Annotated in this window: 1 protein-coding gene; it reads right to left on the bottom strand. The window is 64.8% G+C overall.

Annotated features, from left to right (window positions below):
* Positions 1-37 precede the first annotated feature (37 nt).
* Complete coding sequence (locus tag ACMCNM_RS12500; RefSeq protein ID WP_412764466.1) at positions 38-14,350, bottom strand: VCBS domain-containing protein; 14,313 nt, start codon at positions 14,348-14,350, stop codon at positions 38-40.
* Positions 14,351-14,404: the final 54 nt, after the last annotated feature.

The raw sequence follows: 14,404 nt of genomic DNA on the forward strand, positions 1-14,404 counted from the left end.
GGCAGTCCTTGATCCTTCCGTGAAATAGGCATCAGCTTCATGGGGCATTGCTGCCGCGGCGTTGGGCGGCTTCGCGCAATTGCGCACGGAAGCCGCGCGCAGGCTGTGGCGGTTGCTCCGGTGGCGCGACCATGTCAGTGGGCACCGGTGCCCACAGCGAAGGGTCCGGCAGCAGGCCATCGGCGGTCAGGCTGATGACGCCGTGGCGGCCGTCGACCCAGTTCTGGTCCTGCGCGCTGCCGCGCCGGCTCTCGGCCACTGCGCGGGCAACGAACTGGCCATGGACCTGGCCAAGTTGGCTGCCAAGCGACTGGCTTTCGATTTCGGGCGTAGCGAACAGGCGCACATCGCTGCCGTCGGCGCCCCAGGCGGACAGCGTCAAGGTTTCTTCGACCCGCTCCACTACCGGTGCGACGAAAATCGCTGGGGTCACGTCTGGCAGTGGCTGCGACGACAGCCCGGCGCGGCTGTCGCGGTCCACGTATGGCCCTGGCGGGATGTAAGGGGTGGAGATATCCAGGGTGATGGTCAACTGGGCCTGGTCGGTGGCTCCTGCCAGGTCGCTGAGCGTGTAGGTGAAGTAGTCCTTGAGTACCTGCCCCAGGCCGGCCGCCGCCAGCACGTCGCGGTTGCTCAGGTCGATGGTGTAGGTGTAGCTGCCATCGGCGTTCAGCACCAGGGTGCCGTACTGGCCTTTGATGGGCTGGTCGATGACGCCGACAGTGCCGCTACCGGCCTCTTGGCCGCTGCGGATGCCGGTCACGCTCAGCCCGTCGCCGCCGTCTACATCGCTGTCATTGGGCAGCACGTTGCCGCTGGTGTGCGGTGCCGGCACTTGATCGCTGGCGGTGTTGCTGTCGTCCCGGGCCACCGGGTTGTCGTTGGCGCCCTGGATGGTCACGGTCAGGCGGGCATCCGCAGTGATGCCTGCAGTGTCGCGCATGCGGTAGGTGAACACCTCCCGCAGCGATTCGCCGGCGCTGCGCATGGCCTGCACGGTGGGGTTGGTGTTGTCGACGACATACTGGTAGCTGCCGTCGGCAGTGATCAGCAGCGTGCCATAGAGACCCTGCAGCACCTGCCCGGCAGACGCGGTCTGGCCATTTTCGCCGGTGTATTGCAGTACCATCTTGGTCTCGCCGTACTGCACGCCGTCGACATCGGTGTCGTTATCCAGCACGTTGCCGCGGGGGTCGACGCCAGCCGTGCCGTTGTTCACGCCGCCGGCCTCCACTGCGATAGCGGTGTCGTCGTTGGCCACGGGGTAATCGTTGCGGCCGTCAATGGTGATGGTCAGCAGGCCGTTGGCAGTGCCGCCCCAGAAGTCGGCCAGCAGGTAGGTGAAGTTGTCTACCAGGGTCTGGCCGCTGACGCGCAGTTGCTGAATGGCCTGCAGGCTGTTGTCGAGCACGTAGTTCCAGGTGCCGTCGCCATTGAGCGTGAGGTCGCCGTACTGGCCGCGTAGGGTTTGCCCGACCAGGCTGGCATTGCCCGGCAGCGGGCCGTCGCCACTCCAGAACGCCAGTACTTCGAGGGTTTCTGGGAACAGGATGTTGACGGTGTCCGGGTCGCTGTCATTGTCCATCACGTTGCCGCTAGGGTTGCTGCCCGGGAGGGTGTTGTCGACGCCGCCGGCCTCGACGGCCAAGCCCTGGTCGGGGCCGGCAATCGGCGGCTGGTTTTCGCCGCGGATGAAGACGGTTAAGGTCGCGGTATCACTCAGCCCGCCGCCGTCGGTGACTTGGTAGGTATAGCGCTGGATGACGAAGCCCAGCGGGCCGAGGGCAATGATGTCGGGGTCGTTGGAGTTGACCACGAAGCGGTAGCTGCCGTCGGCGTTGAGGGTGAGGGTGCCGTAGTTTGTGGTGACGGTGGCGCTGCCGGTCAACGGGTCGAGGGACGGGTTGCTGCTTTCTTCGCCCAGGCCGACGGCGGTGACCACTTTGCTGTCGTTGGCATCGACATCGGTGTCGTTGTTCAGCACATTGCCGGTGGGGTTGCGCCCGCCGCTGCCATCGTCGTCCACCGCCACGGCGTAGGCGAAGTCGTCGTGGGCCACTGGGGTGTCGTAGCGGCCTTCGAGGGTGATGTTGATCTGCGCTTGGGCGGCGGCGCCGTCGGTGTCGTGCATGCGGTAGGTGAACGTTTCGCGCAGTTGCTCGCCGGCCTTGAGCGCCTGCACGGTGGCCAGGCTGTCGTTGACGGTGTAGACGTAGTTGCCGTTGGCATCGATGCTCAGGGTGCCGTAGGTGCCGGCTACCAGGGTCGGGCCCGCAGACACCTCAATGAACGTGCCGCCCGCGGCGAGGGTGCCCAAGTAGATGCCATCGACTGTCTTGCTGTCGCCAGCATCGACGTCGCTGTCGTTGCTCAACGCGTTGCCGCTGCCCTGCTGGCCAGGCGTTGTGTTATTGGTGCCGCCCGCTTCGATGGCAATGGCGTTGTCATCGGCTGCGACGGGGGTGTCGTTGCGGCCATGTATGACCACGGTGAAGGTGGCCGTGACGACTTTGCCGTTGCCATCGCTGACGCTGTACTGGAACACCTCGGTCAGTTGGTCGGCATCGGTGCGCAGGGCCTGGACCGCAGCGTTGCTGTTGTCCACCACGTAGCGGTAGTTGCCTTGGGCATCCAACACCAGGCTGCCGTAGTTGCCGGCCAGTGCTTGGCCCGGTGTGCCATTGATGCCATTTGGGTTGACCACGGCGCTGACGATCAGGGTGTCGCCATCGGGGTCGGTATACGCGCTGCGGATGCTGCCGCTTGGGTCGAGCCCCGGCTGGCCGTTGTTCACCCCACCGGCCTCGATGGCGTCGACCGTGACCGGGTTGACCACGGGTGGGTCGTTGACGCCGGTGATGGTGATCACCAGTTGCGCCTGATCGGTCAGGCCACCGCTGTCGTGAATCTGATAGGTAAAGATCACGTCCAGGCTCTGCCCAGCCGTCAAAGCGAGGAGGGTTGGGTCGGCGCTGTTGACTTCGAAGGTGTAGCTGCCGTCCTCATTGAGGATCAACTGCCCGAAGTTGCCACTGATCAAGCTGTTATCCGCCAGGCGGCTAACCGTACCGGTGATAGTGGCCGGCGCGCCGTTGGCCACTGGGGTAAGCGTGCCACCAGTGACTTCCAGGCCGCTGCGCACGCCATCGACCTTGAGCTGGGTCGCGGTGGGTTGGTCAAGGTTATCGACGTCCGTGTCGGCACCGACGCCGCCATCGCCAGTGATCACGTTACCGCTGGCGTTTACTGGCGCCGGGCTGCCATCGGTAGCCCCCGCGCTGGCCGTACCATGGTCGTCCACGGCCACCGGCGCATCGTTGGCGCCCTGAATGGTGATCACCAGCACGGTGACAGCGGTCAGGCCGTCGGTATCGACCACCTGATAGGTGAACTGCTCGACCAGCTTTTGGCCTGGGGAAAGCGCCTGCACGGTGGCGTTGCTGTTGTCGATGACGTAGCGGTAGCTGCCGTCGGCGTTGATGGTCAAACTGCCGAAGCTGGCTGGCACGCTGGTCGCTTGGCCGCTGGCCACCGGTACCAGTTGGCCACCCCCGGCGCCATCGAAGCGGATCGCGTTCACCTGCTTGGTTTCGCCCAGGGCCACGGCGTCGACGTCGGTGTCGTTATCCAGCACGTTGCCAGTGGCATCCTGCCCGGGGGTGCCGTTGTTGGTGCCACCGGCTTCGATGGCGGTGGCGGCGTCACTGGTCGCAACAGGGGTGTCGTTGCGGCCGTGGATGATGACGGTGAAGGTGGCCGTGACGACTTTGCCGTTGCCATCGCTGACGCTGTACTGGAACACCTCGGTCAGTTGGTCGGCATCGGTGCGCAGGGCCTGGACCGTAGCGTTGCTGTTGTCCACCACGTAGCGGTAGTTGCCTTGGGCATCGAGTACCAAGCTGCCGTAGTTGCCGGCCAGGGCTTGGCCTGGCGTGCCGTTGACACCGTTGGGGTTGACCACGGCGCTGACGATCAGGGTGTCGCCGTCCGGGTCGGTATACGCGCCGCGGATGCTGCCGCTTGGGTCCAGGCCCGGCTGGCCGTTGTTCACTCCACCGGCCTCGATGGCGTCGACCGTGACCGGGTTTACCACGGGTGGGTCATTGACGCCGGTGACGGTGATCACCAGTTGCGCCTGATCGGTCAGGCCACCGCTGTCGTGGATCTGATAGGTAAAGATCACGTCCAGGCTCTGCCCAGCCGTCAAAGCAAGGAGGGTTGGGTCGGCGCTGTTGACCTCGAAGGTGTAGCTGCCGTCCTCATTGAGAATCAACTGCCCGAAGTTGCCACTGATCAGGCTGTTATCCGCCAGGCGGCCAACCGTACCGGTGATAGTGGCCGGCGCGCCGTTGGCCACTGGGGTGAGGGTACCGCCAGTGACTTCCAGGCCGCTGCGCACGCCATCGACTTTGAGCTGGGTCGCGGTGGGTTGGTCAAGGTTATCGACGTCCGTGTCGGCGCCCACGCCGCCATCGCCAGTGATCACGTTACCGCTGGCGTTTACTGGCGCCGGGCTGCCATCGGTAGCGCCCGCGCTGGCGGTACCATGGTCATCGACGGCCACCGGCGCATCGTTGGCGCCCTGGATAGTGATCACCAGCACGGTGACAGCGGTCAGGCCGTCGGTATCGACCACCTGGTAGGTGAACTGCTCGACCAGCGTCTGGCCTGGGGAAAGCGCCTGCACGGTGGCGTTGCTGTTGTCGATGACGTAGCGGTAGCTGCCGTCGGCGTTGATGGTCAAGCTGCCGAAGCTGGCCGGCACGCTGGTCGCTTGGCCGTTGGCCACCGGTACCAGTTGGCCGCCCCCGGCGCCATCGAAGCGGATCGCGTTGACTTGCTTGGTTTCGCCTAGGGCCACGGCGTCGACGTCGGTGTCGTTGTCCAGCACGTTGCCGGTGGCATCCTGCCCGGGGGTGCCGTTGTTGGTGCCACCGGCTTCGATGGCGGTGGCGGTGTCACTGGTCGCGACAGGGGTGTCGTTGCGGCCGTGGATGATGACGGTGAAGGTGGCCGTAACGACTTTGCCGTTGCCATCGCTGACGCTGTACTGGAACACCTCGGTCAGTTGGTCGGCATCGGTGCGCAGGGCCTGGACCGCAGCGTTGCTGTTGTCCACCACGTAGCGGTAGTTGCCTTGGGCATCGAGTACCAGGCTGCCGTAGTTGCCAGGCAGGGCTTGGCCTGGCGTGCCGTTGACACCGTTGGGGTTGACCACGGTGCTGACGATCAGGGTGTCGCCATCGGGGTCGCTATACGCGCTGCGGATGCTGCCGCTCGGGTCCAGCCCCGGCTGGCCGTTGTTCACTCCACCGGCCTCGATGGCGTCGACCGTGACCGGGTTGACCACGGGCGGGTCGTTGACGCCGGTGACAGTGATCACCAGTTGCGCCTGATCGGTCAGGCCACCGCTGTCGTGGATCTGGTAGGTAAAGATCACGTCCAGGGTTTGCCCGGCCGCTAGCGCTCGGATGGCCGGGTCGGCGCTGTTGACCTCGAAGGTGTAGCTGCCGTCTTCGTTCAGAATCAGCTGGCCGAAGTCGCCGCTGATCAGGCTACTGTCAGCCAGGCGGGCGACTGTGCCAGTGAGGGTTACAGGTGCGCCGTTGGCGATCGGCGTAAGGGTACCGCCCGTGACTTCCAGGCCGCTGCGCACGCCATCGACCTTGAGCTGGGTCGCGGTGGGCTGGTCGAAGTTATCGACGTCCGTGTCGGCGCCCACGCCGCCATCGCCGGTGATCACGTTACCGCTGGCGTTGACCGGCGCCGGGCTGCCATCGGTAGCCCCCGCGCTGGCGGTACCATGGTCATCGACGGCCACCGGCGCATCGTTGGCGCCCTGGATAGTGATCACCAGCACGGTGACAGCGGTCAGGCCGTCGGTATCGACCACCTGATAGGTGAACTGCTCGACCAGCGTTTGGCCTGGGGAAAGCGCCTGCACGGTGGCGTTGCTGTTGTCGATGACGTAGCGGTAGTTGCCGTCGGCGTTGATGGTCAAACTGCCGAAGCTGGCTGGCACGCTGGTCGCTTGGCCGCTGGCCACTGGTACCAGTTGTCCGCCCCCGGTGCCATCGAAGCGGATCGCGTTCACCTGCTTGGTTTCGCCCAGGGCCACGGCGTCGACGTCGGTGTCGTTGTCCAGCACGTTGCCGGTGGCATCCTGCCCGGGCGTGCCATTGTTGGTGCCACCGGCTTCGATGGCGGTGGCGGCGTCACTGGTCGCAACAGGGGTGTCGTTGCGGCCGTGGATGATGACGGTGAAGGTGGCAGTGACGATTTTGCCGTTGCCATCGCTGACGCTGTACTGGAACACCTCGGTCAGTTGGTCGGTATCGGTGCGCAGGGCCTGAACCGCAGCGTTGCTGTTGTCCACCACGTAGCGGTAGTTGCCTTGGGCATCCAACACCAGGCTGCCGTAGTTGCCGGCCAGTGCTTGGCCCGGTGTGCCATTGATGCCATTTGGGCTGACCACGGTGCTGACGGTCAGGGTATCGCCGTCCGGATCGCTATATGCGCTGCGGATGCTGCCGCTCGGGTCGAGCCCCGGCTGGGCGTTGTTCACTCCACCGGCCTCGATGGCATCGACCGTGACCGGGTTGACCACGGGTGGGTCGTTGACGCCGGTGACAGTGATCACCAGTTGCGCCTGGTCGGTCAGGCCGCCGCTGTCGTGGATCTGGTAGGTAAAGATCACGTCTAGGGTTTGCCCGGCCGCTAGCGCTCGGATGGCCGGGTCGGCGCTGTTGACCTCGAAGGTGTAGCTGCCGTCTTCGTTCAGAAGCAGCTGGCCGAAGTCGCCGCTGATCAGGCTACTGTCAGCCAGGCGGGCGACTGTGCCAGTGAGGGTTGCAGGTGCGCCGTTGGCGATCGGCGTAAGGGTACCGCCCGTGACTTCCAGGCCGCTGCGCACGCCATCGACCTTGAGCTGGGTCGCGGTTGGTTGGTCGAAGTTGTCGACGTCCGTGTCGGCGCCCACGCCGCCATCGCCGGTGATCACGTTACCGCTGGCGTTGACCGGCACGGTGCTGCCGTCGCTGGCACCCGCGCTGGCGGTGCCGTGGTCGTCCACGGCCACCGGCGCATCGTTGGCGCCCTGAATGGTGATCACCAGCACGGTCACCGAACTCAGGCCCCCAGCATCGACCATCTGGTAGGTGAACTGCTCGACAAGAGTCTGCCCTGGGGATAGTGCCTGCACCGCGGCGTTGCTGTTGTCGATGACGTAGCGGTAGCTGCCGTCGGCGTTGATGGTCAAGCTGCCGAAGTCGGCCAGCACGCTGCTCGATTGGCCGCTGACCACCGGAATGATCCGGCCGCCGCCCAGCCCATCGAAGCGCACCGCGCTGACCTGCTTGGTCTCGCCCAAAGCCACTGAGTCGACGTCGGTGTCGTTGTCCAGCACATTGCCCGTGGCATCCTGCCCCGGGGTGCCGTTGTTAGTGCCTCCGGCTTCGATGGCGGTGCCAACATCGCCATGGGCCACCGGGGTGTCGTTGGCGCCATGGATATTGATCTGCAGCACCGAGCTGCTGGTCAAACCGCCGATGTCGACGATGTCATAGCCGAAGAAATCACTGATGAAGTTGCCGGCGGTGCGCAGTGCCTGCACCTCAGGGTTGTCGTTGTCGACGATGTACTGGAAACCGCCGCTGGCGGTGATCGACAAGGTGCCGTACAGCCCTTGCAAGGTCGTGACCCCATTGGCGGCCACTGCGACTCCACCGGGGGTGGTGTTGTTGGCGATGCGGGTGACGGTAAGCACGTCATTGTTGGTCTGAATATCGACATCGGTGTCGTTGGCCAGCACGTTGCCGGTGGGGTTCACGCCCGGGTCGGCGTTGTTGAAGCCACCGGCTTCCACGGCGATGGCCAGGTCGGCGTTGGCGATCGGGGCATCGTTGACCGGGTCGATGATGATGTTCATCACGTCGGTGTCGGTCAGCGCATCGACCGGGTTCTGCCCGGGCACGCCGTCGCCGTTGACCGGTGCGTCGCCGAAATTGCCCTGGTCATTGGTGACCATGGTCAGGGTTTCCGAGTCGCGGAAGGTGTTGAAGTCCTGGTCGCCTTTGTAATACAGCTGGCTCAGCAACACGTTCAGTTCGGCCAAGGTGCCGGTAAGGACCAGGCTGCGTCCAACGCCGGCAGGAGGTGTAGCTGTGGCCTCCGGCGGGGTGGCGGTTTGCCAGATGACCCCGTGTACCACGGTCAGGGTAATGGTCATGACGCCGTCGGCAGTGCCGGCGTTGACGTCCACGTCACTGATGGCCAGGCCACCGATGTGCAATACCGTGTCTTCCTGGCCGTGCTGGTCGGACACCGTATTGACCGGCGCCTCGTTCACATGCACGTAGCCGGCGTCGGCGGTGCCGGTTGTGCCTTCGCCGAGTGCCAGGTTGATGCTGCCCAGGCCTGTAGCCGCAGCGCCCGTGTCGGTGTCGATACGCACCCGGAAGGTGTTGTTGGTGCTGACTTGGTGGTCTTGTGCCACCGCGATCAGGTAGCTGCCGGAGGGCAGCAGGGCGAACTGGTAGAGGCCGCCATTGGCGGTAACGGTGTTGAACGTGCGGTCGTCCGCGGTGCCGAACTGACCGTCGTCACCGGCCCAGGTCAGGGTGACGCCGATGCCGTCCAGCCCGGGCCCGTCCGGGCTGACGTTGTCCGTAGCGCTGCGGGTATCGTCCCACAACGTGCCCTGGATAACGCCCATGCCGGCGCCATCGCTGAGGATGTAGTTGTTCAGGCCGGTTGCGCCGTCCTGGCCGGTGCGCTCGCCGTCGGCAGCGCCAGCGCCCGCTGGCAGCGAACCGCCCCAGCCGTTGGTTTCGAAGTCGGTGGGCAGGCTGGTCCAGGTAAGCACGGCGGAACTGGCGGTGTCGTCGGCGATGGTCACATTGGGCAGGGTGACGGTGTAGATCACCTGGATCGCGTCGTTGGGCGCGAGCCGTGCGAAGTCCATGACGATACCGCTGCCATCGCTGAAGCTGATGCCGCTGGGCAGGTTGCCCAGGTCCAGCGCCACGCCATTGAGCAGGATGCTTTGCACCTGGTAGTTGCTGCCATTGGGGAACTGGTCGGTCAGGTGGGTGTTGTAGGCGGGCGCGCCGCCATCCTGGGTGAAGCTCACCGAGACAGTGGCCGTGGTGGTGCCGGCGCCCGGGGCGACGTCGATGACCGACTTCTCCATGCTGGTGAAGCTGGGCTCCACCACGCGCTCGAACACCGTATCGCTGCGGCCGCGGTCAACGCCATCGCCCGGGCCCACGTGTTCGAACACGGTCATGCCCAGCTGGGTGTTGGCCTGGTTGCCGGTCACGTTGTTGACGCGCACGTTGAACTCGAGGATCACGCCTTCGATATCGCTGTCATTGGCCTCGCCATTGGTCACGTTGCCAAGATTGAAGGTGATGGTCTGGCTGCCGTCTTGGTTGGTCGTGATCTGCAGCCGGCCATTGTCACCATCGAAAACACCCGAGGGCACCACGCCGCCCAGATCGGGGTGGATCGGCAAGGCCACATCGCTGTTCTGGTTGCCGGTCATATACAGCGAATTGCCGTCGCCGAGCACCAGGTCGGTGGCGTCGGTGGTCAAGCCGCCTAGCTGGCTCGACACCATGGCGATCAGGATGTTGTTGAGGTCGGCGGTGATGAACTCCAGGCCGGCGGCCAGCTCGATGCGGATCTGGTAATTGGGGTTGTCGCCGGTCGGTACCAGCACGGCCACGCGGTAACGGACGATTTCGCCGACTACCACGGTCTCCAGCAGGCCGCTGGTGTCGGTGGCGCCGCTGCTGTTGGTGGCCGGGGGCGTGTCGTTGACGCCACCGACGCGGGACACCTGGATGCCGTTGGTGACCGGGATCAGCAAGGCACTCAGTACCCGGTAATCGTTGAGCACGCCCGAATTGAGCAGTCCATCGTCGCCGCTGCGCTCGCCATTGACGGTATCGGTGCTGTTGCTGCTGCCGTCCAAGCTGCTCCAGCGCACCACGACGTTGTTGGCGATCGCTGCCTCGCCTGCGGCCGTGGCATTGACCACGCCGGTCAGGGTGATGACGATGCTCCCGCCGTTAGCGATGTCGATGTTGGCGCCATTGGCTGTCACCAACTGGCCGTTGAGGATGACGAAATCAACGCCGCCGTTGTTGGTGGCGCCGCCGCTGTACTGGATGGAGCCACTGATCACCAGGTTGTCTATTTCAGTCGGCAGCACGTCCAGCAGGCTGATGTCGAACGCGTCGGTGCCCGAATTGTTGGCCACGGTGATGGTGAAGGTGACGGTATCGCCTTGGTCGAAGCCACCAAACGAGGGGGTCGAGGTAATCTGCTGGGTGACGCTGAGGGTCGGCTCGACGATGGTCACGCCGGGCTGTTCGGCACTGTTGATGTTGCGGTCCACGGCGGTGGTGCCGTTGGGGGTGTCGCCATCCGGATCGCTGTACACCAGCTGCGCGCCGTTGTTCAGCGTGGTGCCTTGCTGGTTACCGGTCACGTTGCTGGCCACCAGCACCAGGCGGATGACGAAGCTGTTGTTGCCGGTAATGTTGTCGGCCGTGGCCCCGGCGCTGGCGAACACCAGCATCAGGTCGGCGCCGTCGCTGCCGTCCAGGGTCATCGGGTTGACGTTGAGCACACCGTTGAAATCGGCCGTGAGGGTAGCACTGCCTGTGGTGCTGGTGATGATTTCATAGCCCAGGTTGCCATTGAACCGTGGGTCCAGGCGCAGGCCCAGGGGGATCAAGTCATTGATGCGCAGGCTGCCCGTCGAACCCTCGGGCAGGGTGACGACGATGTCGTAGGTGATGCTTTCGCCAATCACCAGGTTGCTGCCCGTGGTGTGCCCGGCGCTGGAGTCGTCCTCGGTCAGGCTGCCGTCCTTGTAGGTCTTGCTGATGGACGGCGCGGCGACTTGCTGGTTGGCGACCTCGGTCAAGTCGGTGGGGGTGAAGTCCTGGCCGCCATCGACGCTGGCGTAGTAAGTCAGCGCGGCAGTGCTCTGCAGCGTGCTGGAGGCGAGGATGGCATTGTCCACGTTGACGTCGTAGGTGATCACCACTACGTTGGCCCCGGACAGGTCGCTGGCGGTGCCGGCGCGGCCTGCCAGCAGGGTGGCCTGGCCGTTGGCGTCGAGGAAGGTAATGGCGTTGCCGTCGACGCGGTAGTCGGTGCCCTGCACCAGCACGCTGCCGTCCCCGCGGTAGATCTGCAGGTTGGCCGCGTCCAGGCTGCCGCCGACGAACGACAGGCCTGCGGGCAAGGTGATGCTGGTGCTGACATCGTAGGCACCGCCGCCGCCGGTGTTTTTCAGGGCGGTGGCCAGGCGCAGGTTGTCGGCCCCGTCGATGCCGCTGACATTGCCGTCCACCGCCGCCAGGCTGGTCACGCTGCCGCTGAACGGCACACCGCTGCTGCCGGGGGCGGCCCAGCTGCCGGTGGTGCCGGTGACTGTGCCGTTGCTGCTGGACACCACGCCGTGCTTGATGTCCAGCACCGGCTCAGCGACCGACTGGATCACCGCCACATCCGATGAGGTGAGCACAGTCTTGTCGACCGTGGTGGTCTGGCTCGACTGCGCCAGCACGTCGAGTTCACGCTGATCGGCAAATGGCTGGTCGCCCACCACCATGGTGAAGCGCACCTGCACGGTACCGCCATTGAGCCCATCGGAGACGAAGTTGCCGAAGTCGAACACGATCGAGTTGCCGGGGCCGGTGGTGACGCTGTCGGGTACGTCGAGAATGGTATTACCGCTGCCAAACGTCCACTGGCCAATCCCGCTGCCGACACTCCAGCTGATGCCGCTGGCATTGAGCAAGGGCAAGGGCAGGTACGCCGTGAGTTTGAAGTTCTCGTAATCGGCCACCAGCAAGTCGTAGCTGATGGTGAAGGTCACCACATCGCCCGGGCGCAGCTCGCCGTTGCTCGGCGGGTTGCCGCCGTTGACCTGAGTGAGTTCGATATCGACCGAGGAGCTTGCGATGGTGCTGGTGGTACTGGACCCGTCTGTCTGGGTCCCGCCCAGGTTGACCGCATCGCGCAGCACCGTGGCATCCACCGTGGCGTTGTTACCAACGCTGTCACCTTCGTTGAGTTGGTCGTGGGGTGGGTGGTCACTGGTGTAGGTGGTGTCGATCAGTGCGTCGTAGACGATGCTCAGGCGTGTGGCACCTTCCTGTAGGGTGTCGTCGTAAAGGTCGCCGAACAGCGCCGCCACGCCAGGGCCGGCAACCGCCTGGCGAATGGACTCGGCAATGTCGAAGACCAGCGTCGTGCTGCCGTCGGCATTCACCGTCTGGGTGTAGACCAAGGCAATGGCCTGGGACCCACCATGCTGCTGGATGATCAGCGTAGGTGGGTTGCTCGGGTCGAACGTTTGGCCGTCGCCGAGCTGGTCGGTCAGGGTGAACTGGCCCTGTTCGAGGATGTTTTCGCCAAAGGCGAAGAAGTCGGAAATGGCCACATCCAAGGTGTAGCGCAAAGTGTCGCCGGGTGTGAGGCCGGGCGTGCCCACGTCATTTTGCAGGTCCACCTGCTTGAGCAGCGTGATCGACTTGGCGACGAAGGTCACGCCTTGGCCATTGCCGGTCTCGGTGAACGGATAACCCTCCGGGTCGGTGGGGCGGTCGCGTGGGTCGAGCGGGTTCCAGCCACCGGTCACGCTGGCGGTGCCGAAGTTGATGGTGGTCGGATTACCGGTGGTCGGGTCGATCACTGGCCGGCCGTTGGCGTCGATCTCCGGCACATAGAAGCTGACTTGGGTTTCGCTGGCCGCGCTCAGGGTGTCGTAATGGATCTCATAGCTGGCCACGAAGGCGTTGGGGTTGGCCAATGCCGCAGCGATAAGCAGGGGGTTGGTCAGCACCGTGCCGTCGTGAAGGGTGACCGACGTCAGGGTGCCACCGGCCCCCGGCGTGATGGCGCTGACGTGCACCTGGTCGGGCACGGTCTGGGTGACGGTGACATTGCTTAGCGTTTGCCCGGGGGCCGGGGTTACGGTCACGGTCTGGGTACGGGTGAAGTTCGGCCCGGTTACCGTTTCGCCTTCTGGCAGGTTGACCGTTTGCGTGACCTTGAGCAGGGTCGGGGTGACGATGAAGCTGTGCAGCGCGCTTTCTACCCGGCTTGGGTCCTGCGCCGGATTGTTCAGCGAATCGTTACCGTACTCGAAACCAGCGCGGGCATTGATGGTGAGGTTAGGCGCGCCGTCGGAGTAGCTGGTGTCGGCCAGGTTGCTCAACTGTGCGGTAATCTGCACATCGATCGTGGGCTGGCCGTTGGTGACGCTGGCGTAGGGCAGTTGCAGCACCACCATCTGGTCGCCGGGCTTCATGCCGACGCTGGCGGCATTGATCACCAGGGCATTGCCGCTGGCGTCCTTGGCCAACGGGTGGGTGGCATTGCCGTTGGCATCGAAGGTGATCACGAAGCTGTTCACCGCCTGGCCCAAGTAGGTGGCGGAGACGAAGGTGGCACCATCGTCGCCGTCGCGCCCGGTGGCCGGCATGAAAACATCGAGGAACGGCGCATAGCCTTCCTGGGTCGACGGGTTGCTGAAACTGACGGTGAAGTTGAATTGCTCGCCCAGTTGCACCTCGACACCGCCGCTGCTCAGGCTGGCGGTCGGGCTGGCATCGGCCAGCAGGCCTTGGAAGCCGTTCAGGGTGGCTGCTGCCAGGGCAATGGTCTTGTCAACATCGCCATTGCTGACCTCAAGGCGCCAGTCGCCGCCGGCCAGTTGGCTGCCGGTGGCGTTGCTGGAGGCGCCGACGTCAGCGCCGCTCCAGCGCGCCAGTTCGTTCACCAGCGCCTGGCCTGCACTGCTGGCACCTACATCGCAGCCATACAACTGGATGTCCGCGCCCGCGTTGAGTTCACCGCGCCAGGCGCTCAGGCGGTCGCCCAGCTGCTCGACGGTTTGGCTGGTGAATACCTGGTTGCCCAGGGTGAACTGGCCAGACGCGCCGTGCGAGAACACTTGGATCGAGTCGACCTTGCCCAACTGCGCCAGGGCATTGCTGATGGCTGCGATGGCATCCTGGCCAGGGTCCACCACCAGCGCGGTGGTACCGGTTGGCAGGTTGGCTGCCAGCTGGTCGCGGTTTTCCACCCGGGCATCGATGACCACCAGGTTGCGGGGGGCGGGCGCCGCTGTGGTGGTTTGTGCCTCGCTGGCAGTAGGGGCCGGGTGGCGGGTGTCCTTGGCCTCTGCTGTACCTGCATCACTGTGATGCTGCTGGTCGACAGCCGCTGCGCCAGCGCCGTCGAAGAGGATGCGTTGCTCAAGGGCAACTGTCTGCGACCGAGGGCGCGAAACCATGGCGAAGCCGGCTCTGCTCTTGATGTCCATTTCCAATCCTGCCCAGAAGTTACGATGCCATTTCCGAAACTAAATCAATCCTAG

Source organism: Pseudomonas sp. NGC7, from assembly GCF_047159675.1.
Lineage (GTDB): Bacteria > Pseudomonadota > Gammaproteobacteria > Pseudomonadales > Pseudomonadaceae > Aquipseudomonas > Aquipseudomonas kermanshahensis.

Coding starts and splice junctions, on each gene's coding strand:
- ACMCNM_RS12500 (WP_412764466.1), bottom strand. CDS start 14,350: ATGGACATCAAGAGCAGAGCCGGCTTCGCCATGGTTTCGCGCCCTCGG.